This window comes from Hymenobacter monticola (assembly GCF_022811645.1).
In the GTDB taxonomy this organism is placed as follows: Bacteria; Bacteroidota; Bacteroidia; order Cytophagales; family Hymenobacteraceae; genus Hymenobacter; species Hymenobacter monticola.
Map to the genome: position 1 here is coordinate 4,426,089 of NZ_CP094534.1, position 25,422 is coordinate 4,451,510.

Sequence of the window (25,422 nt, forward strand, 5' to 3'; positions counted from 1 at the left end):
AGGCCGCTGCTGCCGCAGGCCGCCGTACCTTCGGGAAGTATTTTGGGAAAGAATTCGCATGAAAATTATTAGCGTCCGCTTCGCTAACCTGAACTCGCTGCCGGGGCCGTTCCTGATTCGCTTCGACGAGACGCCCCTGGCCGACACAGGACTGTTTGCCATCACGGGCCCCACCGGCGCGGGCAAAAGCACGCTGCTCGACGCCATTGCCGTGGGCCTCTACGGCCGGGTGCCGCGCCACGACCGCCAGGTGGGCGAAATGGTGAGCCGCCACGCCAAGGACGCTTTCTCGGAGGTAGAATTTGAAGTGCACGAAACCAACGCCGACACCGGCGCCGTGGACCGCGTGCGCTACCGCTCGCGCTGGGAAGTGAAGCGCAAAGTGCGCGGCGAGGACAAGGGCGCCCTCAACCCCGACGCCATGACGCTGGTGCTCAGCCCCTCCAACGTGGCCGTGGTGAGCGGCAAAGAGGCCGTGCCGAAGCGCGTCAGCGAAGTATCAGGGCTCGATTTTGGGCAGTTTGAGCAGTCGGTGCTGCTGAGCCAGGGCAAGTTTGCCCGCTTCCTGCACGCCCCCGAGAAAGAGCGCAGCGCCCTGCTCGAAAAAATGACCAACGTGGGCATCTACTCGCGGCTGAGCGTGGCCGCGTTTGAGAAAGCCAAAGAGGAAGAACTGAAAACCAAGCTTCTGCGCGCCAAACTGGACGCCACCCGCCTGCTCAGCGAGGAAGAGCGTGCCGACCTGGAACGCCAGCTCGACGTGCTGCACCAGCAGGCCGAGCAACACTACGAGGAGCAGCAGGACCTAACCATTTGCCTGACCTGGCGCACCATTCTCGACCAGCTCGACCGGCAGCTGGCCGATGCCGCCCGCGAGGCCGAGCGCCTACAACGCGATGACGAGCAGCTGCAGCCCGAGTTTGTTCGGCTCGAAGGCCACCTGCGCGCCGCCGCCGTCGACAAACCCCTGGAGCTGGCCGAGGCCGCCGAGAAGGAAGTGGCCAGCGACGAAAAGCAGCTGCGCGAGCTGGCCGAAGCCCTGCCCCAGCTAGCCACCGCCGCCGAAACGGCCGCCACTGCTCACATGGCCGCCACGGCCGCCCACGCCACCGCGCTAGCCGAGGAAGACCGCCTGCGCCCGCTGCTGAGCCAGGCCCAGGAGCAGGACGCGGCCATTGCCGCCGCGCGGCACCAACTGCAGCTGCAGCGCGATGCCCACGCCCGGCAGCAACTGGAGCACCAGCAAGCAGCCGACGAGCTGAGCCGCGAAGCGCAGGATATCAAGGCCCTGCAAGGCCAGAACGAAACGCTCGACCGCTGGCTTATCGAGCACAGCGCCGAGATTGAGCTGAAAAACCAGGTGCTGGCCCTGGACCGCGAAATCATCGACTTGCAAGGCGCGCAAAAGGAAACGGCCCGCATAGAGGCTGGCCGGACCGAGTTGCGCAAAGTGCAGGACCAGACCGCCGCCGACCTGCGCCGTCAGCAAACCCTCGAAACAGAAGCCAAAGCGCGCAAAAAAGCTATTGAAGACGAGGGCAAGCCCTGCCGCACCGAGCGCGACGCCTTGCTGCTCGGCACCACGGCCGCGGCCCTGGCCCAGCGCGCCGACGACCTGACCGCCCAGCAGCAGGCGCTGCAGCAGCTTCTGCCGAAAGCCGAGGCCGCGCACGAGCACCGGGCCCGCGCCGCCGCCCTCGCGGCTCAGCTGGAGCAGGAAGCTCCGGCCTTGGCCACGGCCGAAACCGCCGCGGCTCACCTCGAAACGCGCCGGGCCGACGGCCAGCGCCTGCTCGACAGCTACCGCCGCGAGCTGCGCGCCCAACAAGCCCTGGCCGACCTTAACCAGCACCGCCAGCACCTGCAGCCCGGCCAGCCCTGCCCGCTGTGCGGCGCGCTGGAGCACGCCTTCGCCGCCGATTTTGCCGCCGAAGCCGACGAGCAGGAGCAGCGTGTGACGCAGCAGCAGCTAGCGCTGGCCCAGTTGGACGAGGACCTGCGCCTCGCCACCACGGCTCTGGCCCGCCGCCAGACCGAGCAGCAGCAGCGCAGCAAGCTCCGCGAAGAAGCATTGGCCGCCGCCGATGCAGCCCAGCAGCAGGCCCTTGCCCTGGCCGCCACCTGCACGCCCGCCCCGGCCGAGCCCGCCAACCCGGCGGCCGTGCGCGCCCTGCTTGAAACCGCTACCCAGGAGCAAGCAGCCGCCGTGGCCGCCCGCCGCCGCGTGGCCGAGCTAGACGAGCAACTGGCCAAGCTGCGTGAGCAATACCTCCGGGAAGGCGAAGCCGCTACGGCAGCCGAGCGTGAGATTCCGCGGCTGCTGGAGCGGCAGGAAGCCACGGCAGCCGACCTGGCCAAGCTGGCCGAAGAGCTGCTGCATTGGCAGGAACAGTCCGATATATTCCAAGACTCAATTCGCGACTTCCTGGCGCCCCACCGCCTGCAGCTGCCCTCCCGCCCGCCCTACGACGGCATTCTGGCGACGCTACGGGAGCGGGCCGAGCACTACGAAGCGCAAGTGGTGGCCCTGAACGAGCTGGGTAAAACGCTGCTGGGCAAAACCAGCCAGCACCAGGCCCACACCGAAACCCTCGCCCAGCAAACCAAACAGCTCGCCGCCACTGCCGCCGCGCTGGCAGCGGAAGAGCAAGCTATTGCCCGGCAGCTGGCGGCCCGCCAGGCGCAGTACGCCGGCCTCCACCCTGCCGCCGAAGCCGAGCAACTCCGCCTGGCCACTCAGCGCCTGGCCGATGCCGCCGTGCGCGCCCAAGCGGAGCTGGCCGACCAGCAAAAGACGCTGGAAATTCAGCAAAACCGCCAAAAAGACCTGCAGGCGCAGCTGGCGGTGCACCGCGCCGCCCACGCCCAGCGCGAGGCCGAGCTAACGGCGGCCCTGGCCGCCGCTGGCCTGGCCACGGCCACCGAGGCGCGCGCCCTGCTCCTGCCCGCTGCCGAGGCCACACGCCTCACCCAGCGCCACCAGGACCACCGCACCGCCCAGGCCGCCGCCGCCCGCCGCCTCACCGACCTCACGGCCGAGCTACACCACCACGCCGAAGCCGGCCTCACGCCCCACACCGCCGCCGAGCTCACCGCCCAGCTCCAGGCGCTGTCGGCGGCCGATGACGTGCTGCAGCAGCAGCTCGGGGCCGTAAGCAACCAGCTCCGGCAGGACGATGATGCACGGGAGCGGCTGGCCGCGGGCCAGCACGAACTGACCCTGCGCCAGCAGGAAGAGCAACGCTGGCAGGATTTGAGCGAGCAGATTGGCTCGGCGCGGGGCGACAAGTTCAGCCAGTTTGCCCAGGGCCTCACCCTCACGCACCTGGCCCGGCTGGCCAACCTGCGCCTGCGCCAGCTCACCGGCCGCTACACCATCCTGAAAATGCCCAACCGCAACCTGGAGCTGCAAATCATCGACCACGACCAGGCCGACACCGTGCGCCCCATGGCCTCGCTCTCGGGCGGCGAAAGCTTCCTGGTGAGCCTGGCGCTGGCTCTGGGCCTGAGCGAGCTGGCCGGCCACAAAGCCCGCATCGAGTCGCTGTTCATCGACGAAGGCTTTGGCACCCTCGACCCCGAGGCGCTGAACACGGCGCTGGACGCGCTGGAGCGCCTGCAGCATTCGGGCAAGATGATTGGCGTCATTTCCCACGTATCCGACCTCAAGGACCGGATTAGCACCCAAATCAGGGTGCGGCCCGGGGCGGGCGGCAACAGCAGCGTGTACCTGGTGGGCGTGCGGGGCAACGAAACCAGTTGCGCGACGCCCTGATTTTCAGCGGCGGCTGCGCCGGTTGGTGATGCGTTCCACGCGCTGCTTGCGAATCCAGCCCAGGTAAGTTTGTAGGCCTTCGGCGGCGCGCAGCGCTTCCACGGTGGGGTACTGGCGGGCGAGCTCGCGGTTGGTGAGGAAGCGGTGCACGCTGCTGTGGCAGGGCTGGCACAGGTCGACGGTGGGACCGTGCTTGCCACCTTCCTCGCGCGGCACCAGGTGGTGGCGCGAGGTGGCCTGCACCAGGCGTTCGCAGAGGCCGCACTGAGAATGGGCGCGGTCGAGGGTAGCAGCGGGTGGGCCGGGGATTAGCCGGTCGCGTCGTTGGGCCATATGTTGCAACAAATGGGTTGGGCGGGGGCTAACCACCTAATGCAATGAACAGCATTCATTAGCGGCAAGTTGCGGATTCGTTTTCATGGCGTTAACTTGGCCAGCATTGGTGTGCTTGCTCACCTTTTTTTGGCCGTTTATTGCCGCATTGTCGTTTTTCGCCTCTAATCTTAACTCATGACAACACCTGTACTCCCTGTTTCCTCCTCGAAAGGCCTGATGCGCGCAGGCCGGCTGCTAGGGGCCGTGGGGGCCCTCTGGCTGCTGAGTGCCTCCGCCGCCCACGCCCAAACCTGGATGGTGAGCACCACGGCTCAAATCAAGCTGGGCATTCTGGACAAGTACGGCCAGTTGGGGCCCTACACCGCCACCTTCGTAGTGCACAGCGAGAAAACCGGCAAGGACTACTTTCTGGTAAAGCAGCTGGCCAAAAACCAAACCGGCATCGACGTGCTGTTTCCCACCGACCCGGCCGACCCCGATTATTTCAAAGCCGAAAGCGGTGAGGCCGCCGTCGCCGCCCCCGGCCGCTACACCTGGGAATGCCGCGTAAAAGGCGTGAAAGCCGTGAGCGGCCGCTTCGTTTTCCCGGAAGTGGCCAACGACGTGACCGTGATTACCAAGTAATTCTGACGCGTTGCGAGTCTCCTTTCCTGAAAAGCCCGGCCCTCGGCTGGGTTTTTCGCGTTTAAGGTTCTCTTACTTCCCGCTTCTCACTCTCCTGCATCATGCCCCGCAAGTCCTTTTCCGAGCTCATCAACAGCCCCGGCATGCCGGTTCTGGTTGATTTCTTCGCCACGTGGTGTGGCCCCTGCAAGACGATGGCACCCATTCTGGAGCAGGTGGCGGCCCAGCACGGCGGCAAGCTGCGCGTCATCAAAATCGACGTGGATAAAAACCAGGCCGTGGCGCAGCAATACCGCGTGCAAAGCATTCCGACCCTGATTCTTTTTCACCAGGGGCAGCCGGTGTGGCGGCAGGCAGGCGTGGTGCCGGCCGCCCAAATTACGCAGGTGCTGCAACCCTACGTGGGCAAAAGTGCGTCGGTAAACCGGTAGCGCGGCAGTTGGGCAAACTATCTGCCCAACCCTGGCGTTGGGGGTGGCTACCTTTGCGCTACCGTCTCAGTTCCTGTATGGCCTTTTATTATTCTGCGCGTTATCTATTTATTATTCTTTTATTTAGCTGGGTGGGGCTGCAAGGGGCCTGGGCTCAGCAGGAAACCCGGTTCACCGTGAGCGGCACGGTGCGCAGCGCCCGGGGCGAGGCCCTTCCTGGGGCCAGCGTGGCGGTGCCGGCCCTCGGCACGGGCACCGCGGCCGATTCGCTGGGCCACTTCAGCCTGAGCCTGCCGGCGGGCCGCCACCAGCTGGTTATTGCCTTTATCGGCTACCTGCAGCAAACCCGCGACCTCAACCTGACCCGCAACCAGCGCCTGACCTTCGCCCTGGAAGAAGGCGGCAACGAGCTGGGCGAAGTGGTGGTGGAAGGCGCCGCCACCCTGCAGGAAAAGCTGAAAACCACCCAGATGGGCGTCGAGCACCTCAGCATTCGGGAGGCCAAGCTGCTGCCGGCCCTATTTGGCGAGGTCGACATACTGAAAACCCTGCAGCTGAAGCCTGGCGTGCAGAACGGTGGCGAAGGCAGCAGCGGCTTGTTTGTGCGCGGCGGCTCCTCGGACCAAAACCTGGTGCTGCTCGACAATGCGCTGGTGTACAACCCCAACCACTTGTTCGGGCTGTTTTCGGTGTTCAATTCCGACGCGGTGCAGAGCGTGGACCTTTATAAATCGGGCTTTCCGGCGCAGTTTGGCGGACGGCTCTCGTCGGTGGTGGATGTGAAGCTGCGCGAGGGCGACCGGCAGCACTACGTGGCCACGGGCGGCATCGGGCTCATTTCCTCGCGCCTCACCTACGAGGGGCCCATCAACAAGGGCAAGGGCTCGTTCATTGTGAGTGGCCGGCGCACCTACTTCGACATTTTCACGCGGGCGCTCAACAAGGTCAACGAGGGCAAGGAAGATTACAGCCCCATCCCCGACTACTACTTCTACGACATGAATGCCAAGGCCAACTACACCCTCGGCGAGAAGGACCACCTGTTTTTGACGGGCTACCTGGGGCGCGACATCTTTGGCTTCGGCAGCACGGGCGGCTTCAACTTCAATTTCAACTGGGGCAACACCGTGGGCACGTTGCGCTGGAACCACGTTTTCTCGCCCCAGCTATTTGTGAACACGTCCGTGGCGGTGTCTGATTATCAGTACAACCTCACCAACAAGCTCGATACCTTCACCTTCGGCTTGGGCTCGAACATCCGGGACTACACGGCCCGCACCGACTTCGAATACACGCCCACCGACCGGCACCAACTCAAAGCCGGCGCGCTCGTTACCCAGCACCGTTTCGGCGTGGGCCGCCTCGACGCCAACTCCGGCGACGGCCGCGTGAACTTCGGCTCCGACGTGAATTATTACGGGCTGGAAGGCGCGCTGTATGCTTCCGACAACTATAAGGCTTCCGACAAGCTGCAGTTCGAAGGCGGCCTGCGCCTCACCGGCTTCCGCAGCGGCTCGGACCAGTACGGCGGCGTGGAGCCGCGCGCGGCCGCGCGCTACGCCCTCAACGACCGCACTTCCTTCAAGGCCAACTACGCCCTGATGTACCAGTACGTCCACTTGGTGACCAACTCCGGCGCCACGCTGCCCACCGATATCTGGTATCCCTCGCGCTTGTCGGTGCGGCCCCAGCAATCGCAGCAGGTGAGCTCCGGGGCCAGCTTTCTGCTGGGCGATGGCAAGTATTTGCTCACCGATGAGGTGTACCACAAGTGGGGCCGCAACCAGGTCGATTTCCGCGACGGCGCCCAGCTGTTTGTGAACCCGGAACTGGACGCGGAATTCATATTTGGCAAAAGCTGGAGCTACGGCAACGAGATTTATCTAGAGAAGAAGACCGGCAAAACCACCGGCTGGATAGGCTACACGCTGGCTTGGAGCTGGCGCAACTTCCAACCCCAGCGCGGCACTTCCGGCATTAACAACGGCCAGGATTTCCACCCCAACTATGACCGTCGCCATAACCTGACGGTGGTAGTGCTGCATCAGCTCAATCCCCGCATCAACCTCACGGCTAGCTTTGTATATACCTCCGGCAACCTGACCACGCTGCCGCTGGGCCGCTTCGGCCTGCAGGATATTCCGGGCTCCAGCGTGGGCCTCGACCCGCGCCCCGTGCCCATCTACCCGAACCGCAATTCCTACCAGCTCATCCCCTACCACCGCCTCGACCTGGGCGTGGTGTACAAAATTGGCACCCGCCTCAACCAGGACCTCACCCTGAGCATCTACAACGCTTACAACCGCCGCAACGCCTACTTCGTGTTCTTCGACACGGTGCGCGACAAAGCCAGCGGCCGCACCACCGGCTTTGCGGCCCGGCAGGTGTCGCTGTTCCCGGTCATCCCCTCGCTGACGTATAATTTCCGGTTTTAGCCATGCCCCTGCGCAAGAATTTATCGGTTGCTCTGCTCGTGGCCCTGCCAGTGCTGGCTGGCTGCAGCAAGCTGCAAAACGACATCAACGTGCCGCTGCCGGCTTACTCGTCCGAGCTGGTGGTGGAGTGCTACCTGAAGCCGGGCAAGGTGCCCAGCCTGTCCGTTTCGACCACCGTGCCCTACCTCAGCTCGGTGCTGCCGCAGATTCCGACCGATGTAACCGTGACGCTCACCATGCCCGATGGCACGCCGGTGCCCCTGGCCTTCCAGCCCAATTACCAGGCGCTGATTGACACGGTTTCGGGCGTAAAATTCCACTCCCACATCGGGCGCACGCCGCTGGTGGCCCGCCCCGGCGACGTGTTCAAAATCGACGTGGCCGACACCAAAGGCCGGCACGTGACGGGCACCACCACCATGCTGGCCCCTATCCCGATTGATTCCCTGAACTACAAGTTCAACGATAAAACCGGCTCCGAGCGCAAGGCTTATTTCCTCACCAATTTCCGCGACCCCATCAGCCCCGACGACTGCTACCGCCTGCAGCTGCACAAGGGCAACCCAGCCAAAGGCGCGCTGCTCAAAAGCCCGGAAACGGATATGTCGCTCGAAGACCGGCTGCTCAACGGGCAGCAGTTCGTGGTGGGCACCAGCTACCGCTTCCGCGCCGGCGACACCGTGACGGCCACCCTCTACCACATCGACCGCGCGTTCTACCGCTTCCGCCAATCGACGCGCGACGCCCGCAACGCCAACGGCAACCCCTTCGCCCAGCCTTCGGCCATCTACAGCAACGTGCAGGGCGGCGTGGGCATTTTCACGGTGCTGAGCGGTACTGTGAAGACCAAAGTGGTGCAGTAAGATAAAGGCGGTATAATTTTATAATCGAGGCAACGTTACGCCGACCACGGGCATCCTACGCCTGTATTCCACCTTCAACCCCTTGCCACATGTTCACACTTCGACTGCGTAATTGGCTGTTCCTTTCTGCCTTCGCCGGCCTGGCCCTCGGTAGCTGCAGCAAAAAGGACGATGCTCAACCCGTGACGCCAACTTCTGCCACTACCCAGCAACTGGCCACCAGCGGGAGCTGGCGCCTGGATGAAATCACGCAAAACAGCCAGGTGAGCAGCAGCGGCGCCGGCATCAAGGACCGGTACAGCCTCAAGTTTCGCGCCGACGGCACCTATAGCCAAACCTTGCTGGCCGACAACACCACCTACAACGGCACCTGGATGCTGATGAGCAACAATACCGTGCTGGACTTCACCGACCACAAAGGCGCCAACTCGGAGTACACCATTTCCAGCGTTTCGGGCACGGCGCTCCGATACCGTTTCACTAACAAAACCAACCAGACCGAAGAACTGGGCTTTTCGGCTCAGCCCTGAGCAGGCGAGTGCCAGGTTGTGGCATGAAAAAACCGATGCTGTCCGGCATCGGTTTTTTTGTGCGCATGGCGCGGCTCACAATCCTGCTACCACGGCCTTTATCAGCGCCGTCAGGCGCGGCTCGGCGGCCGCCGCGGCGGCAAAAATATCGGCCAGCACCACGGGCTTGAGGTGGCCGGGCGCGCACAGGTCGGTGATGACCGACACGGCCAGCACCGGCAGGCTCAGCTGGCGGGCAGCAATGACTTCGGGCACCGTGCTCATGCCCACGGCGTCGGCCCCGATGAGGCGCAGGTAGCGGTACTCGGCCGGGGTTTCGAGCATGGGGCCGGGCACGCTTACGTACACGCCGCGGCGGGTGGTATCGGCCTGGCCCAGCGCCTGGGCGGCGGCTTCGGCGCGGCGGAGCAGGTCGGCGTCGTAGGGCGCAAACATGTCGGGGAAGCGCGGGCCCAGCTCGTCGAGGTTGGGGCCGATGAGTGGGTTGGTGGGCTGCAGGTTGATGTGGTCGTCGATGAGCATCAAATCGGCGATGCGGAAATCGGGGTTCAGCCCACCAGCCGCGTTGCTCACCAGCAGCCGGCTGATGCCCAGCAGCTTGAGCACCCGCACGGGCATGGCCACCTGCTGCATCGTGTAGCCTTCGTAGTAGTGGAAGCGCCCTTGCAGCACGGCCACTTTTTTGCCGCCCATGCGCCCCAGCAGCAGGCGCCCGGCGTGGCTTTCCACGGTACTGAGCGGAAAATTCGGAATGTCGGCGTAGTTGATTTCGTACTCTACTTCGACCTCCCTGGCCAGCGCCCCCAGCCCGGTGCCGAGGATGATACCGGTTTCGGGCTGGAAGTTTTGGGAATTGGTTTTGATGTAGGCAGCGGCTTCGCGCAGCGCCTTTATAACGGGGTTAGCAGTGTTCATGGGGCAAAGCAACGGAATAAAAGCGTCTGCTTTCAGTTTGGCTTCTACCGAGCTGGTTGCACGGCCTTTACTCAAACACTTTGTGTGGCCCTTCCAGCCTGCTCTTAAAGGCCATATCCTTTTACCGCGGATGATAGTGAAAACAGGAATTATATAAAAAATGACATTACATTAGAGCGCTGAAAAAACCTTGGTGCGCGTTCTACGCCTTCGAGTTGGGTATTCTTGCGCAGCGCTTTAAATTGGCCTACTTTCCACCCCTCCACAGGCTTCCAACTTATGAAATACGCCCCGCTGCTATTGCTCGTATTGGGCACGGCCTGCCAAAAAAAGACGGAAGATTCTCCGGCGCCCACGCCACCACCAGCCCGCTCGACGCCGCCAGCGGCCCGCTTTAGCGTACCGGCTTCGATTGAATCAAACGTGTCCTTTCAGGTAACCAATCAGTCGACCGATGCCACCAGTTTCTTGTGGACCTGGGGCGACGGCACCACCTCCACGGGCACCTCGCCTTCCCACTCGTTCGATTGGTCTGGCAAACTCCGCATTCGGTTGGCGGCGTCCTCGGCTACTGCTACCGACACCACCAGCCAAATAATCCAGGTAAACCCCGGCGCAGCACCGGTTAGTGTCTTGTCGGCTGCACCGGGCCGCTACCGAGGCCGATTGTACCGGACGGTGTATACCAGCAGCAGTAGCAGTGGCACCACCACGTATCGGGACACCACGATGGCGCTGACGGTGCCGAGTCCCCGACAGGTTCACATTTTCAACAACAACTTTTCCTACATAGTGGGCAGCTTCGTGTCGCCCCAGCCCTGGGCGGGCCATGCCCCCCAACGGAGAAATGCGATGTTTTCCTCCCTTCGAAACTTCGTGCAACTGGAACCTTCAGGCGACAGCATCTATGTCTACTTGTACTCCGGTGGGGTGGTCCGAGCCGATGCTATTTGGAAGTTCTACGGCGGGAAACAACCGTAATCTACGCTTGCGGCGTGCAAAAAAAGGCTTACCCGAGTGGGTAAGCCTTTTTTTGCACGCCGCGGCCCCTACTGAATGTCCAGCGTGTAGGGCAGGCGGGCTTGCACGCCGCGCATCTGCATGAGTTGCTGGTACTGCGCGTAGGCCGGGTACAGCGGGCCAAGTTCGGCTTTCAGGGCGCGGGTTTTGGCCTCGTCGTCATCATCGCCGAGGCCGATGCGTGAAAACAGGCTTTCCAGGCTCGACTTCTGGCGGGGCAGGCGCTGCACGCGGTAGTCGTCGGCCTTGAGGTGGGCGCGGTTGGCGGCAATGTTGAGTGCGTCCTGGTAGTCACCCAGCACGTCCACAAGGCCGTTGCCTTTGGCTTCGAGGCCGCTCCAGACGCGGCCCGAGGCCAGGCGGCGCAGGCGTTCCACGGGCATGCGGCGTCCCTGCGCGGCCTTGCTGGTGAAGTCGGCGTAGATGCGGTTTACTTCCGCTTGCAGGGTGCGCTTCTCAAATTCCGACAGCGGGCGGGTGATGGTGGGCAGGTCAGAGAACTTGCCGGTGGTCACGCGGTCCACGGTGATGCCGAGCTTGTCGGCCAGCAGCGGCTGGATGTTGGGCAGCACGCCAAACACGCCAATGGAACCCGTGATGGTGTTCGGATGGGCCACAATGGTGTCGCAGGCCATGGCAATGTAGTAGCCGCCGGACGCCGCCACGTCGCTCATGCTGGCGATGATGGGCTTTACTTTTTTAGTGAGCAGGACTTCCCGGTAGATGATGTCGGAAGCCAGCGACGAGCCGCCCGGCGAGTTGATGCGCAGGACCACGGCCTTCACCTTTTCGTCGAGGCGGGCCTTGCGGATGGCCTCGGCAAACTTGGTGCTGCCGATGTTGTCGTCGGAGCCGCGCCCGGTCACGATGTCGCCTTCGGCGTAGATGACGGCAATGCGGTTGCCGCTGGTTTTGCCTTCTTTTTCGTTGGCGTCTTTGTCGTCGGTGTAGTCGCTCAGGCTCACCAGGTTGGGCTTTTTGTCTTTGGCCAGGCCCAGCTTGCCCCGCATAAAGTCCTGCACTTCATCGAAGTAGCCGAGCTTGGTCACCATTTTCAGGCGCAGGGCGTCGTCGGCGTTGTGCACCAGCATCGAGTCCGAAATCACCTTGAGGCGGGCGGGGGCGATGCCACGCGACTTGGCCACCTGCTCCACCATGTAGCCGTTGATGGAATTCAGGAACGACACGGTCTGGTAGCGGGCCGAATCGGAGAAGCTTTCGCGGAAAAACGGCTCCACGGCGCTCTTGAACGAGCCCACCCGAAAGATGTATGGCTGAATGCCGGCCTTGTCGAACAGGCGCTTGTAGAACATCACCTCCGAGCTCAAGCCATTAAATTCGAGCGTGCCCTGCGGGTTAAGGTAGATTTGGTTGGCCACCGAGGCCAGGTAGAAGCTTTTCTCCGAGGCGATTTCGTGGTAGGCCACCACAAATTTGCCACTTTTCTTAAAGTCCACCAGCGCGTCGCGCACTTCCTCCAGCGAGGCCATGCCGCCCTGCACCAGGCCCAGGTTCAGCAAGATGCCCTTGATGTCGGAATCGGACTTGGCGCGGCGGATGGCGGCTTTCAGGTCGACGAGGCCCGTGGAGGAGTTGTTGCCGCCGAAGCCGAATTTATCGTCGCGGCCGCGCTCGGTCAGCGGCTCGGTCAGCTTGAGTTCGAGCACGGAGTTGGCGGCAACGTCCTTTTTGTCGCCGGCACTGGCCGCCGCCCCGATGATGCCCGCCAGAATCAGAAACCCAATGAAACTGAACGCAACCAGCCCCACAATGGTGGCCAGCACAAATTTAAAGAATTGACGCATAAGACCACAGATTATGCAGATTTAACGGATAAGAACGGATTCAGGGATTCAATTCTGCACGATTGATTCCTATCCAATGAGCGGGCAAGTTACGCGCTGATGTATCGTTTGGCTTTGCTACGCATTACATCTATTGCGAAATCTCACAGAGCTTCTGGAATCCGTTCTTATCCGTTAAATCTGCATAATCTGCGGTCAGTAGCCGTACTTCTCGCCCCACCAGCCGCGCAGCCGCTCCTGAATTTTGGCCTCGCTGGGGTTGAGGCCGGGCTCATAGAAGCGCTTGCCGCTCAGCGCATCGGGCAAAAACTCCTGCTCTTCGAAGTTGCCTTCGCCGTTGTGCGAGTAAGCGTATTCCTTGCCGTAACCGAGTTGCTTCATCAGGCGCGTGGGGGCGTTGCGCAGGGGCACCGGCACGGGGTACACGCCGTTGGCTTTCACCTCGGCCTGCGCCGCCCGAATGGCCATGTAAGCCGCGTTGCTCTTGGGCGAGGTGGCGAGGTAGATGACCGTCTGGGCCAAAATCAAATCCGACTCGGGCAGGCCGATGACGGTGCAGGCCTGGAAGCAGCTGGTGGCCAGCATCAGGGCATTGGGGTTGGCATTGCCGATGTCCTCACTGGCCAGGATGAGCATGCGGCGGGCAATGAACTTCACGTCTTCGCCGCCTTCCAGCATCACGGCCAGGTAATAGAGCGCCGCGTTGGGGTCGGAGCCGCGCATGCTTTTGATGAAGGCTGAAATCACGTCGTAGTGCATTTCGCCGCCCTTATCGTAGCGCGCCAGCGGGCGCTGGGCCACCTGCTGCACCACGGCATCGGTGATTTCGATGACGCCTTTTTTGGTGGGCGGCGTGCTTTGCACCACAATTTCCAGGAGGTTGAGCAGCTTGCGGGCGTCGCCGCCGCTCAGGGCCAGCAGGGCCCGGTCTTCCTTCAGCACCACCTTCTTCTGCTTCAGTGCCTCGTCTTCGGCCAGGGCCTTGTCCACCAGCCCGCGCAGCGTTTCCGGGCTCAGCGCCTCCAGCACGTACACCTGGCAGCGCGAGAGCAAGGCCGGAATGACCTCAAACGAGGGATTCTCGGTGGTGGCTCCAATCAGCGTCACGGTGCCGTGCTCCACCGCGCCCAGCAGCGCATCCTGCTGCGCCTTGCTGAAGCGGTGAATCTCATCTATAAATAGCACCGTGCCGCGCTGCCGCTTCGCTTTCTCGATAACATCGCGCACGTCTTTCACGCCGGCATTGATGGCGCTGAGGGCCGAAAACGGGTGTTTCAGCTCGCTGGCCAGCAGGTGGGCCAGGGTGGTTTTGCCCACACCGGGCGGGCCCCACAGGATGAGACTGGGCAGGCGGCCGGCGTTGAGGTAGCGGCGCAGGACGCCGGTTTCTCCCACAAGGTGCTGCTGGCCGGCGTAATCGGCCAAGCGGCGCGGGCGCTGGCGCTCGGCCAGGGGTGCGTCGGGCCCGGGCGCGGCCGGCGGGGTGAAGGCAGTGGGTTCGTCGTCGGGAAATAAAGAGGCCATGGGAAGCGAAGCAGCGCAGAAGTAGCGCGAACTTTGTGGTTCGCGTTTTAGAACGTTCGGCGCCGAATCGGGTTCTGACGGCGCGAAAACGCGAACCACAAAGTTCGCGCTACTTCCGGCTACTATGTCCAATCAACTCCGCGTCCACGCGGCCCTTTTCCTGGTCACGCTCATTTACGCGGCCAATTATTCGCTTTCCAAGGATGTGATGCCCGTGTACATGACGCCGTTTGGCATCGTGACGCTGCGGGTACTGGGGGCCTCCAGCTTCTTTGCGCTCATCAAATACTTCGTGGCCCCGCAGGATAAAATCACCGGTTGGGCCGACAACCGGCGGTCCATCCTCTGCGGCATCTGCGGCATTGGGGTTAACCAGCTGCTGTTTTTTTCGGGGCTGAACCTGACCTCGCCCATCAGCGCCTCGCTGCTGCAAACCATCGCGCCCATCGTGGTGGTTATCGCCTCGGCCATCTTGCTGAGCGAGAAGATTACGCTGCCGCGAGTGCTGGGTATTGCGGTGGGCGCGGCCGGCGCGGCCACACTCATCCTCAGCCGCAACGCCCAGGCGGCCGTGTACCCGCACGCCACGCTGGGCAACCTGTTCATTCTGGCTAATGCCACCGTGTTCGGCCTCTACCTGGTGCTGGTGCAGCCGCTCATGCGTAAGTACCACGCCTTCACGGTGCTGGCGCGGGTGTTTCTGGTGGGCGCCATCATTGCGGTGCCCTTTGGCTGGCACGACGCCCTGACCGCCAACTATGCCAGCTTTCCACTAAAAATTTGGCTGGAAATCGGCTACATGGTGGTCTTTCTCACCATCTTGGCTTATTTGCTGAATAACTGGGCGTTGAAGTATGCCTCCCCCGCCCTACTGGGCGTGTACATCTACCTGCAGCCGGTGCTGGCCGTGCTCATTGCCGTGGGCCTGGGCAAAGACCACCTCACCTGGGGCAAGGCCGGACAGGCAGCCCTCATCTTCCTGGGCGTGTGGCTGGTGAGCCAGAAACCCAAGGCAGCGCAGGTGCCGGCGGTGGCGGCTGTGCAGAATGAGTGACCTTGGCATCCATCTGGTGTCAGCCATTTACTTTTCCCAAAACGCAATGAAACCCATTTTCTTTTTCTACCTCGTGCTCTTGCTGTTTAAACAGGAGGCCTTTGGGCAAGGTGCAAAGCCGGACAAATTCTACGTTTTTGTGGGCGAGAAAATCGAAGTCAAAGAGTTTCAGGTGGAAGCGAAACCCGGGACAATTATCATGAATCAGGGCTTTAAGGCCAAATACAAGGTGCTGAAGAACCTGTACGGCAATTTTTCTAAAGACACGATTGAATTTGACGCCTACGACCATTACGGGTTTCCTGGCTTTGCAAATTACTCCCACGTCCTGCTGTACGTTTCCGAATACAATGGACGACTATACCACGAGAAGTATCAATTCTCACCGGTTTATAAAACAGGCAACAACCGTTGGGCAGGCCCCTATGCCAAAATCGATTACGAACACCCTTACGCCAAGTCCACAACGTTAAAGCCTGAAAAGATTTCCTTTCCTGCCGAAGCCGCCGTTGATATCTCGAAATATTCGCCGGAGCGTATTCCAGAGTTATTTCCCCAGCCTTATTATACCGTGGGCAATGGTCGGGCAATGCCTTTGATGGGGAACTACATCGAAGAAATGTTTCAGCTGAAAAAAGAAGGAATTCTAAAAGCCCGGGGTATTTTCTGATAACTGGCCCCAACAAAAAAGCCCCTGCCGAAGCAGGGGCTTTTTTGTTGGGGCCGGAATCAACTTAAAGGTGAATCACCTCGCCATAAGCTGCTGCAGCCGCCTCCATGATGGCTTCGCTCATGGTGGGGTGCGGGTGCACGGCCTTGATGATTTCCATGCCGGTGGTTTCGAGCTTGCGGGCGACCACTACCTCGGCAATCATCTCGGTCACGTTCATGCCAATCATGTGGGCACCGAGCCACTCGCCGTATTTCTTGTCGAAGATGACTTTCACGAAGCCGTCTTTGGCGCCGGCGGCGCTGGCTTTGCCCGAGGCCGAGAAGGGGAATTTGCCCACCAGCACGTCATAGCCTTTTTCCTTGGCTTCGGCTTCGGTGTAGCCCACGCTGGCGATTTCGGGCGAGGCGTAGGTGCAGCCGGGGATGTTCTGGTAGTTGAGCGGCTCGGGGTGGTGGCCGGCAATTTTCTCCACGCAGATGATGCCTTCGGCCGAGGCCACGTGGGCCAGCGCGGGGCCGGGCACGATGTCGCCGATGGCGTAGATGCCGGGCACGTTGGTCTGGTAGAAGTCGTCCACAATCACGCGGCCGCGCTCCACTTTGATGCCCAGCTCTTCGAGGCCAATGTTTTCGAGGTTGGTGACCACGCCGGCGGCGCTCAGCACCACGTCGCAGTCAATCTGCTGCTCGCCTTTGGCGGTTTTGATGGTCACTTTGCAGCCTTCGCCGGCGGTGTCCACCTTGGTTACTTCGGCGCTAGTGAGCACGTTCACGCCGATTTTGCGGAACGACTTCTCCATCTGGCGCGACACTTCCTCGTCCTCCACCGGCACGATGCGGGGCAGGTACTCCACCACCGTCACTTCGGAGCCCATGGTGCGGTAGAAGTAGGCAAACTCGACGCCGATGGCGCCCGAGCCCACCACCACGAGCCGCTTGGGCAGTTGCTCCATGGCCATGGCCTTGCGGTAGCCGATGATTTTCTGGTTGTCGATGGGCAGGGCGGGCAACTCGCGGGCGCGGGCGCCGGTGGCCAGGATGATGCTCTTGGCTTCCACTGTTTCCTTGCTGCCGTCGGCTTTGGTCACTTCCACTTTGCCGGGGGCCAGCACTTTGCCGGTGCCCATGATGGCTTCAATCTTGTTCTTTTTGAACAGGAAGTTGATGCCTTTGCTCATGCCTTCGGCCACGCCGCGGCTGCGCTTGATGACGGCACCAAAGTCGTAGCCAACCCCATCGGCCTTCAGGCCGTAATCGGCGGCGTGGTTGAGGTATTCGAACACTTGCGCGCTCTTGAGCAGCGCTTTGGTGGGAATGCAGCCCCAGTTGAGGCAGATGCCGCCCAGCGACTCGCGCTCGATGACGCCCACTTTCAACCCCAACTGCGACGCCCGGATGGCGGCTACGTACCCCCCGGGGCCGCTGCCGACCACCACCAAATCAAATTGCAATGCCATAAAATGCTCGGAAAGAAAAATTTACATCGGGTCCGGCGGGTGGACCCATCCCGTTAGGGAAGCAAAGATAGCCGCGCCTTCGCACCGCACGGCTATCCAGGCCCTACCTCGTTATATTGCCTGTACTATTTTGGCCCGATGCGTGCTAGCAGCCAATCTTGTCACTCTTCCGTATAAGCCCCCGGCTGCGGTTTAGCTGCTCCGCGCCTTACTTTTTGACCTTATGAAATCACGTCTTCGCTTGCCTTTGGCCGCTCTTGGCCTGCTGAGCTTTCTCTCGAACTGCGCCACCACCGTCACGGAGAAGGAAAAACCTTCGGTGACGAGCCAGCCCATGGAAGCCCCCGTGGCCACCGGGGCCACCCGGCCCGACTCGACCGGTGCCGCCGCTACCGCCACCGATGCCCGCGTAGCCACCCCGGCGGCCGAAGCCGGTGCTGCCGCTACTGCTGCGGCCGACCTTCCGGCCGAAATGGCGGGCGCCCCGGCCACGGCCGCCGCCAACACCCCTAGCGCCGAAGTCGCGTCGGCCACGCGCGCCAAGGAGAAAAAAATGACCGCCGCCGACTACCGCCTGATGCTGGAATCGGCCGACTCGCGCCTGAAAACCAGCCCCAAGGACCCCGCTGCCCTGCTGCAGCGCGCCAAGGCCAAAAGCTACCTCAAGCAATACAAGGAAGCCATTCCCGACTACACGGCCGCCATCAAGTACCAGCGCAACAACCCCGACGCCTATTACAACCGGGGCGTGAACCGCCTGATGATGAAGCAATACAAGGCAGCCGCCACCGACTTTTCGGGCGCCCTTAAGTACCGCCCCGACGACAAGGAGTCCTTCTTCGGCCGGGGCGTGGCCAAGATGCAGATGTACCAGTACAAGCCGGCCGTGACAGATTTCACCAAGGCTATCCAGCTCGATTCGGCCTACGCCGACGCCTGGGAATACCGCGGCATCAGCTATTCGTCGTTCGACAAGCTCTCCGAAGCCCGCCGCGACCTGGAACGCGCCGCCAAGCTCAACCCCGAGGCGGAAAAGAGCCTCAAGCGCTACGTGGGCAACGACGGCCGCGAGCCCATTAAGGCCGCGCCGGTGGCCAAGCCGGGCACTGGCTACCATCCCCGGCCGGGCTACAAAAAACCGGCAACTACCACGCCGACAACCACTCCGGCGCAATAACTAAAAAAGGCGCGAAACTCACGTTTCGCGCCTTTTTTAGTTATTGCGCCTGTCATCCTGCGCGCCGCGAAGGACCTTCTCCCGTTAGCACTTAATCGGTCAGCAGTGATAAGGTCCTTCGCGGTGCTCAGGATGACACTATTTGAAGCGAAGCCCGGCATGATGCTTTCATTGCATCCTTCCCTACTTCCCACCGAAAAACAGCTTGAAGTAGAAACTGGGCTTGCGCAGTTGCTCACGCAGGTCCAAATCCATGAACATCATGGAGAGCGTGGCGGCCAGCGTGGGGTTGCTCACCGCGCGGTTGGCCACGATGTTGAACAGGCTGGGGAAGTTAAGCAGCCGCTGCATCACGCGGCTCAGGCGCAGCTCCTGGCCGAGGCGGTTGTACACGGCCTTGTCGTAGTTTTTGAGGAATTCGGGGCTGAAATCGGCTTTTTTCACCGCTTCGGCGGCCCAGATGGCGGCGTGGCGCCCGCTCACCATGGCGTGCGAAATACCCTCGCCCGAAAACGGGTCGATGAGCGAGCCAGCGTCGCCGAGCAGGAAATAATGGGCGCCCGACAAGGCGCGCCGCTTCGAGCCCAGTGGCAGGCCAAAGCCCTTCACCGAACCCAGCCGCGTGGCCCCCGCGAAGCGCGGGGCCAGTTCCGGGTGCGTCGCGAGTATCTCGTCGAGGCGCTGGCGCAGGTTTACCTTTTTGTCGGCCACGGTTTTGGAGAGCATGCCCACGCCCACGTTGGCTTGGCCGTTGGGCAGCGGAAACACCCAGAGGTAGCCGGGCAGGAAATCCTTGATGAAGTGCAGCTCGATGAAATTATCGGGGCTCAGGCCGGCCACGCCGTCGTAGTAGGTGCGCAGGCCGGCGCAGTGGTGGTCGGGCTCCAGCGCATGGCCGGCCACTTTGCGCGCAAATTCCGACTGGGCGCCGTTGGCGACGAGCAGCAGGCGACAGGTGGTGATTTCCTGGCCTGCTTTGTCGAAAAGCTGCCAAGCGCCGTCAGGCCGTCGTTCGGTACGGGCCACGTCCACGTTTTCGCGGAAGTCGATTTCCGGGCGCTGGCGTACTTCTTCGACCAGGAAATTATCGAAGTCGATGCGTTTTGCGACGTGGCCGGCGGTGGCGTCGTGGGCCTTGTCGAACTTGGGCTTGAAGGGAATGCTGAGCTTGCGGCCGTTGGGCGCAATGAAGTCGATGCCCCAGCTGGGAATCTGGATGGGCGAGGCGGCCAGCTTGGCGTGCAGGCCGGGCTCGATGCGTTTCAACTCGTTGATGACCTTGCCGCTGAGGGCGTCGCCGCAGGTTTTGTCGCGCGGGAAGGCGGCGCGGTCCAGCAGCAGGCAGCGCTGGCCGGCGTTGGCCAGGTGCAGGGCGGCGGTGGCCCCGCCGGGGCCCGCGCCCAGGATGCAGATGTCGTGATGGGGCATAATCTGCGGCGAAGTTAGGCCGGGCCGTTGGGTAGTAGCGTGAACTTTGTAGTTCGCGTCCCCGCGCCGTTAAAAGTCGTTCTGGGACGCGAACTACAAAGTTCGCGCTACGATTGCGCTACTTACCTTCGCCCCATGACCAACACACTCACCGGAAAAGTGGCCCTCGTGACGGGCGCTTCCAAAGGAATTGGCCGCGCCATCGCGGCGCATTTTGCCCAGCTTGGCGCCGATGTCGCCTTCACCTACCTTTCTTCCGTCGAAAAGGGCCAGGCCCTCGAAACCGAGCTGTCGGCCGCCGGCACCAAGGTGAAGGGCTACCGCTCCGACGCCTCCGACTACCAGCAGGCCGAACAGCTGATTGACGCCGTGGTGGCCGATTTCGGCAAGCTCGACATCCTCGTCAACAACGCCGGCATCACCCAGGACGGCCTGCTCATGCGCATGAGCGAGCAGCAATGGGACCAGGTGCTGCAAGTCAACCTGAAGTCGGTGTTCAACCTTACCAAAGCAGCTACCAAGCCCATGATGCGCGCCAAGTCCGGCTCCATCATCAACATGACCAGCGTGGTGGGCATCAAGGGCAACGCCGGGCAGGCCAACTACGCCGCCAGCAAGGCCGGCATCATCGGCTTCACCAAATCGGTGGCGCTGGAGTTGGGCTCGCGCAACATTCGCTGCAACGCCATCGCGCCCGGCTTCATCGAAACCGAAATGACCGATGCCCTCGACCCCAAGCAGGTGGACGAGTGGCGCAAGGCCATTCCGCTCAAGCGCGGCGGCCGGCCCGAGGACGTGGCCAAAGCCACGGCATTTCTGGCGTCGGATGACTCGGCCTACATCACCGGCCAGGTGCTGCAGGTGGATGGCGGCATGCTGACGTAGGGGATTATTTTCCTTTTAAAGCTTCGCGTACTCCTTCCAACGTACTTGAATCAGGCTGTCATAATCACTGCTCCGTCTTTTGGGAATGGGGTAGAGATAATAACAGCCTGATTCTGTTATGAGTGTGTGGCGGCTGTAAGGAGCAAGGCCTCCTGCTGCTGTAGAAATAACCTGGAAGTGCCTTGGGCTCACATGCAGTAGTTGCAGCGAAAAACTACTGCTACCATTTGCCAGGCACGTAACGATGCTGCTTTGCACTACTGAGTCGCTATATTGCTGCAAATGATTTTTATGCATTTGTACACTCAGTTCCTTCTGAAAATGTAAGGCTCCGGCAAACCCCATATCTGGAAAGCAAGCGGTTACGTTGGGAGGCGGCGGCTTGACAATAATTTCAGACGGAAAAAACTGATAGCCGCTTTTTACCCAGCCGTAGCCAGCGCTAATAAAGCCGCCCGCGAAACCCAGAATCAACATCAATGGGAGCGTTACCCAATTTGAGGTAAGCGTTTTCAAATACGGCTCTTGTAAATTCTTCCTCTTCATAGCAGGGCAAGCTAATCTTACATGGGACGAATTGGGGGTATCACGCTTCAAACCATAGCTTGGGCAGTTGTAATAACGCTTACTTTGCTTCTTTCAGTATTCTTTTATGCCCGCGTTTATGGTCTCTATGCCAAGCGGAAGGCAGTAGAGCTTCGCATTCAGCAATTCAACTTAGGAAGTCGCTAAACCAAATTTATTTGCTTTCCAATTCCGGATTCGCTTACATGCACACCACCCGCAAACCCCTGCTCCTGCTCATTGTACTCGGGCTCCTGCTGGCCACGGTAGCCCTGCGGCCCGTGCGGCGCGCCTACAGCCACCGCTTTGGGCAGGCGGCTGCCGACCGTAAGCTGTTCCGCGACGGCGACCTGGTTTTTCATACCAGCCGTTCGGAGCAGAGCCAAGCCATTCAGCTGGCCACGCAATCGCCCTGGAGCCACTGCGGGTTGCTTTACCAGGATAAAGGCCAGTGGTGGGTGCTGGAGGCCATGCAGCCGGTGAAGGTGACGCCGCTGATGGAATGGACCGGCCGCGGCCGGGGCGACCATTACGTGGTGAAACGGCTGCACGACGCGGCTACGGCCCTCACGCCTGCCGCCTTGCAGCAGATGAAAGCCGTAGGAAAAACTTTAGTCGGCCGCGACTACGACGGCACCTTTGGCTGGTCCGACGACCGGATTTATTGCTCCGAACTGATTTATAAAGTATACGAGCGCGGCCTACACCGCCGCCTGGGAACTTTGCAAAAGCTGGGCGATTTCAACTTGAACCATCCCGCCGTGCAGGCCAAGCTGAAAGAGAGGTACGGCAACCAGCTGCCGCTGAACGAACCGGTGATTTCGCCGGCCAGCATCTTCAACAGCCCCGAACTGGTTACCGTGCTCAGCCGTTGAGGCAGCAGGCGGCTGCAACTTTGGCGGCGCGGGCCGACCTTTAGCGCTGATTCAATCCGATTTTCGTTTGCTGACCACCCAATATTCTCCCTGGCTTATCCTCGTTTGCCTGCTCGTGGGCGCGGGCTACGCCGCCCTGCAATACTCGGCCAAAGCGCCCTGGAGCCGGCAGTTGAACTACGCGCTGGCGGCCCTGCGCTTCGCCGTGGTGAGCTTTTTGTGCTACCTGCTGCTCGGGCCGTTCATCAAAAGCACCACCACGCACACCGAGCAGCCCACCGTGGTGCTGGCCGTCGACAATTCGCAGTCGGTGGAGCTATTTACGCCCAAGAATGTGCTTAGCCAAGCCACCAGCGGCCTCGCCCGGCTGGCGGAGACCCTGCGCGGCAAGGGCTTCACCGTAGAAACCCGCACCTTGACCAGCGCGCCCGGCCGCCCGGCACGGCCCGATTCGTTGCGCTTCTCGGCCGCCAGCACCGACCTCGACCAGCTGCTCAGCGGCACCCGCGAAACTTACGACGGCCGCAACCTGGCCGCCACTGTGCTGCTCTCCGACGGCCTCGTGAACCAAGGCCGCAGCCCGGCTTATTCTGATTTCAGCTTCCCGATTTACAGCGTGGCCGTGGGCGACACCGTGCCCAAACGCGACTTGCGCCTCACCGGCCTCACCTACAACCGGGTGGCGTTTAGCGGCAACAAATTCCCGATTGAGGTCGAGTTGGGTTTTGAGGGCTACGCCGGCGGCGCGGCCACGGTGGAGCTGCGCGAGGGCGGCCGGGTGCTTGACTCGCGCCGGGTGGCGCTGCCAGCGGGCCGCCGCCGGGTGCGCACCACCTTTCAGCTCACGGCGCCCGCGCCGGGCAAGCGGCGCTACGAGGTGCGCATCACGCCCCAGCCGGGCGAGTTCACGGAGCTCAACAACGCGCGCACGGCCTTCATCGAAATCGTGAAAGGCAAGCTGCGCGTGTTGCTGGCCGGCGCGGCCCCCCACCCCGACCTGAAAGCCCTGCGCGCCGCCATTCTGGCCAACGACAACTTCGACCTGACCCTGGCCCTGCCCGGCGTGCAGCCGCTGAAAGCCGATGCCGACTTTGACGTGGCCATTCTGCACCAGCTGCCGGCCCAGGGGGGGCTGGGCAATGAGATTCTGGCCCAGGTGAAGGCCCGTAAAACGCCCGCATTCTACGTCCTGGGCGCCCAATCGGACCTGGCGGCTTACAACCAGCAGGGCGCTGGCCTCACCATTCAGCCGCGCGGGGCGCAGACGGACGAGGTAACGCCCCTGCCCAACCCCGGCTTCGCCCGCTTTGCGACCGATGAGGAATCGGCCCGTCGCTTTGCGCAATACCCACCCGCGCCCGTGCCGTTTGGCGATTACCGCCTCGGGTCCGGAGCCGAGGCGGCGCTCTGGCAGCAGGTGGGCCGCGTGCCTACCCAGAAACCCTTGCTGGTGTTCGGCGGCCCGCAGGACCGGCGCCAGGCCACCCTGCTGACGGACGGCAGCTGGCAGTGGCGCCTGAGCGAGGCCGTGGCCCACGACGACCGGCCCGAAGCCTACGACCGCCTCGTCATCCGCACGCTGCAGCTCCTCACCCAGAACGCCAACAAAAAGCGCCTCGACGTGTACCCCACGCAGGACGCCTTCGGCACCCAGGACGACGTGACGCTGGGCGCCGAAACCTACAACGCCGTATTCGAGCGCCTCTACAACCAGAAAATTGACCTCACCCTGACCGACGCCAAGCAGCAAACCCGCCGCTTCAGCTTCGCCAATGCCGAAGACGGCTCGCCCCTGCACCTGGGCCCGCTGCCGGCCGGCCTCTACAAGTACCAGGCCCGCGCCACCCTCGGCGGCCAGGCCCAGCAGGACAAGGGCGAGTTGCTGGTGCAGGCCCAGCCGTTGGAAGCGTTGGAGTCGAAAGCCGACCACAACCTGCTGGCGCAGCTCTCGCGCCGCAGCGGCTCGCGGCTGTACTACCCCTCGCAGCTTGATAAGCTGGCGCAGGACATTGAAAAGGCCAACTACAAGCCCGTGATTTCGGCGGAGGAAGACCTAAAGGATTTGATAAACCTGAAGTGGATTTTCTTCGTGATTCTGGCCTTTTTGACGGTGGAGTGGGCTGTGCGGAAGTATTCCGGCAGCGTGTAATTCTGAACGGTGTAGAGACGCGACACTTTGCATCTGCTCGTTGAACGACTTGCGTTGAACGCACCCATGCGGCGCAAACGCTCAAACGCGAAGTGTCGCGTCTCTACACCGTTCAGTTGGCTTGTCTGTAAAGTAAATGAGCCATTGGTACGTCCTCTCTCCTACTTTACCGAACGGATATGAAAATACGAGCCATTATCACGGGCGCCACCGGCATGGTGGGCGAGGGCGTCTTGCTCGAATGCCTGCAAAACCCCAACGTGGAGCACGTGCTGGTGCTCACCCGCAAGCCTACGGGCCGCACCCACGCCAAAATGCGCGAAGTCGTAACGCCCGACCTGGCCAACCTGAGCGCCGTGGAAAGCCAGCTGACGGGCTACAACGCCTGCTTTTTCTGTGCCGGAATTTCCTCCGTGGGCATTTCCAAGGAAGAGTACGAGCGCATCACCCACGACCTGACCCTGCGCGTGGGCGAAACGCTGGCCCGCCTCAACCCCGACCTGACGTTCATCTACGTGTCGGGCGTGGGCACCGACAGCAGCGAAACCAGCCGCCAGCACTGGGCCCGCGTGAAAGGCCGCACCGAAAACGAACTGTTGGCCCTACCCTTCCGCGCAGCCTACATGTTCCGGCCGGGCTTCATGAAGACCACAGCCGGCCAGCGCAACATCCTGAAGTGGTACCCGGCCCTGGCTTGGCTCTACCCACTGGCCCGGCGGCTGACCCCGCAGTTCGTGAGCACCATGCAGGAAGTGGGCCAGGCCATGATTAACGCGGCCGATTTTGGCTACTCCAAGCCCGTGCTCGAAGTGCGCGATATTGTAGCCCTGGCGCGGGCACGGGCAGTTGAGGGAAGCGCTATGTTATCGTGAGCATTCTGCGAATGCAACAGAAACGAAGGAC

At 62.0% G+C, this 25,422-nt stretch carries 21 protein-coding genes; 14 read left to right on the plus strand and 7 right to left on the minus strand.

Going from position 1 to position 25,422, the window contains the following annotated elements; all coding sequences use genetic code 11:
- The first annotated feature begins 58 nt into the window (after nt 1-58).
- Complete coding sequence (locus MTP16_RS25925; protein ID WP_262922643.1) at nt 59-3,775, plus strand: AAA family ATPase; 3,717 nt, start codon at nt 59-61, stop codon at nt 3,773-3,775.
- Between the two features lie 3 nt (nt 3,776-3,778).
- On the opposite strand, the gene MTP16_RS18400 is transcribed toward MTP16_RS25925, so the two are convergent.
- A complete protein-coding gene (locus MTP16_RS18400) occupies nt 3,779-4,108 on the minus strand; it encodes an HNH endonuclease (RefSeq protein WP_243512723.1) in 330 nt (109 codons plus the stop codon).
- 177 nt (nt 4,109-4,285) lie between these two features.
- On the opposite strand from MTP16_RS18400, the gene MTP16_RS18405 reads away from it, so the two are divergent.
- The 5 genes from MTP16_RS18405 (at nt 4,286) to MTP16_RS18425 (ending at nt 8,994) form a co-directional block, all read left to right on the plus strand.
- Nucleotides 4,286-4,735, plus strand: a complete 450-nt coding sequence (locus MTP16_RS18405; RefSeq protein ID WP_243512726.1) for a hypothetical protein — start codon at nt 4,286-4,288, stop codon at nt 4,733-4,735.
- A gap of 101 nt (nt 4,736-4,836) precedes the next feature.
- Entirely contained in the window at nt 4,837-5,166 is a 330-nt protein-coding gene (gene trxA / locus MTP16_RS18410) for a thioredoxin (protein WP_243512729.1), read from the plus strand.
- Between the two features lie 77 nt (nt 5,167-5,243).
- Nucleotides 5,244-7,601 carry a TonB-dependent receptor gene (locus MTP16_RS18415; protein WP_243512732.1) on the plus strand — a complete coding sequence of 786 codons (2,358 nt, stop codon included), beginning with the start codon at nt 5,244-5,246 and terminating at the stop codon, nt 7,599-7,601.
- Nucleotides 7,602-7,603: 2 nt separating this feature from the next.
- Nucleotides 7,604-8,464 (plus strand): DUF4249 domain-containing protein, encoded by an 861-nt coding sequence (locus MTP16_RS18420; protein WP_243512735.1) that lies wholly within the window; start codon nt 7,604-7,606, stop codon nt 8,462-8,464.
- A gap of 89 nt (nt 8,465-8,553) precedes the next feature.
- Complete coding sequence (locus MTP16_RS18425; RefSeq protein WP_243512736.1) at nt 8,554-8,994, plus strand: lipocalin family protein; 441 nt, start codon at nt 8,554-8,556, stop codon at nt 8,992-8,994.
- A 75-nt stretch (nt 8,995-9,069) separates the two neighbouring features.
- Here MTP16_RS18425 and MTP16_RS18430 read toward each other — a convergent pair whose 3' ends face one another.
- Nucleotides 9,070-9,909, minus strand: coding sequence for a purine-nucleoside phosphorylase (locus tag MTP16_RS18430; RefSeq protein ID WP_243512738.1), 840 nt, complete (start codon nt 9,907-9,909; stop codon nt 9,070-9,072).
- A gap of 279 nt (nt 9,910-10,188) precedes the next feature.
- On the opposite strand from MTP16_RS18430, the gene MTP16_RS18435 reads away from it, so the two are divergent.
- On the plus strand, nt 10,189-10,890 hold the full coding sequence (locus MTP16_RS18435; protein ID WP_243512739.1) for a PKD domain-containing protein: 702 nt from the start codon (nt 10,189-10,191) through the stop codon (nt 10,888-10,890).
- Nucleotides 10,891-10,958: 68 nt separating this feature from the next.
- Here MTP16_RS18435 and sppA read toward each other — a convergent pair whose 3' ends face one another.
- A complete protein-coding gene (gene sppA / locus MTP16_RS18440; protein WP_243512740.1) occupies nt 10,959-12,734 on the minus strand; it encodes a signal peptide peptidase SppA in 1,776 nt (591 codons plus the stop codon).
- A gap of 195 nt (nt 12,735-12,929) precedes the next feature.
- On the minus strand, nt 12,930-14,258 hold the full coding sequence (locus MTP16_RS18445; RefSeq protein ID WP_243512741.1) for a replication-associated recombination protein A: 1,329 nt from the start codon (nt 14,256-14,258) through the stop codon (nt 12,930-12,932).
- Between the two features lie 124 nt (nt 14,259-14,382).
- On the opposite strand from MTP16_RS18445, the gene MTP16_RS18450 reads away from it, so the two are divergent.
- Together MTP16_RS18450 and MTP16_RS18455 are read left to right on the plus strand one after the other, a co-directional pair.
- Nucleotides 14,383-15,312 (plus strand): DMT family transporter, encoded by a 930-nt coding sequence (locus tag MTP16_RS18450; protein WP_243512742.1) that lies wholly within the window; start codon nt 14,383-14,385, stop codon nt 15,310-15,312.
- 46 nt (nt 15,313-15,358) lie between these two features.
- A complete protein-coding gene (locus MTP16_RS18455) occupies nt 15,359-15,982 on the plus strand; it encodes a hypothetical protein (protein WP_243512743.1) in 624 nt (207 codons plus the stop codon).
- A gap of 64 nt (nt 15,983-16,046) precedes the next feature.
- Here MTP16_RS18455 and lpdA read toward each other — a convergent pair whose 3' ends face one another.
- Nucleotides 16,047-17,441, minus strand: coding sequence for a dihydrolipoyl dehydrogenase (gene lpdA / locus MTP16_RS18460; RefSeq protein WP_243512745.1), 1,395 nt, complete (start codon nt 17,439-17,441; stop codon nt 16,047-16,049).
- Between the two features lie 223 nt (nt 17,442-17,664).
- Between lpdA and MTP16_RS18465 the strand changes: the two genes are divergently transcribed.
- On the plus strand, nt 17,665-18,618 hold the full coding sequence (locus MTP16_RS18465; RefSeq protein WP_243512748.1) for a tetratricopeptide repeat protein: 954 nt from the start codon (nt 17,665-17,667) through the stop codon (nt 18,616-18,618).
- 183 nt (nt 18,619-18,801) lie between these two features.
- On the opposite strand, the gene MTP16_RS18470 is transcribed toward MTP16_RS18465, so the two are convergent.
- Nucleotides 18,802-20,046, minus strand: a complete 1,245-nt coding sequence (locus tag MTP16_RS18470; protein ID WP_243512750.1) for a geranylgeranyl reductase family protein — start codon at nt 20,044-20,046, stop codon at nt 18,802-18,804.
- 135 nt (nt 20,047-20,181) lie between these two features.
- Between MTP16_RS18470 and fabG the strand changes: the two genes are divergently transcribed.
- Nucleotides 20,182-20,931, plus strand: coding sequence for a 3-oxoacyl-[acyl-carrier-protein] reductase (gene fabG, locus MTP16_RS18475; RefSeq protein ID WP_243512751.1), 750 nt, complete (start codon nt 20,182-20,184; stop codon nt 20,929-20,931).
- Nucleotides 20,932-20,946: 15 nt separating this feature from the next.
- On the opposite strand, the gene MTP16_RS18480 is transcribed toward fabG, so the two are convergent.
- On the minus strand, nt 20,947-21,477 hold the full coding sequence (locus MTP16_RS18480) for a hypothetical protein (RefSeq protein ID WP_243512752.1): 531 nt from the start codon (nt 21,475-21,477) through the stop codon (nt 20,947-20,949).
- A 224-nt stretch (nt 21,478-21,701) separates the two neighbouring features.
- Here MTP16_RS18480 and MTP16_RS18485 point away from each other — a divergent pair, with 224 nt between their 5' ends.
- The 3 genes from MTP16_RS18485 to MTP16_RS18495 all read left to right on the plus strand — a co-directional run bounded on the left by MTP16_RS18485 (nt 21,702) and on the right by MTP16_RS18495 (nt 25,391).
- Entirely contained in the window at nt 21,702-22,370 is a 669-nt protein-coding gene (locus MTP16_RS18485) for a YiiX family permuted papain-like enzyme (protein WP_243512753.1), read from the plus strand.
- Nucleotides 22,371-22,437: 67 nt separating this feature from the next.
- Nucleotides 22,438-24,519, plus strand: a complete 2,082-nt coding sequence (locus MTP16_RS18490) for a VWA domain-containing protein (protein WP_243512754.1) — start codon at nt 22,438-22,440, stop codon at nt 24,517-24,519.
- A gap of 179 nt (nt 24,520-24,698) precedes the next feature.
- Nucleotides 24,699-25,391 (plus strand): NAD-dependent epimerase/dehydratase family protein, encoded by a 693-nt coding sequence (locus MTP16_RS18495; RefSeq protein WP_243512755.1) that lies wholly within the window; start codon nt 24,699-24,701, stop codon nt 25,389-25,391.
- Nucleotides 25,392-25,422: the final 31 nt, after the last annotated feature.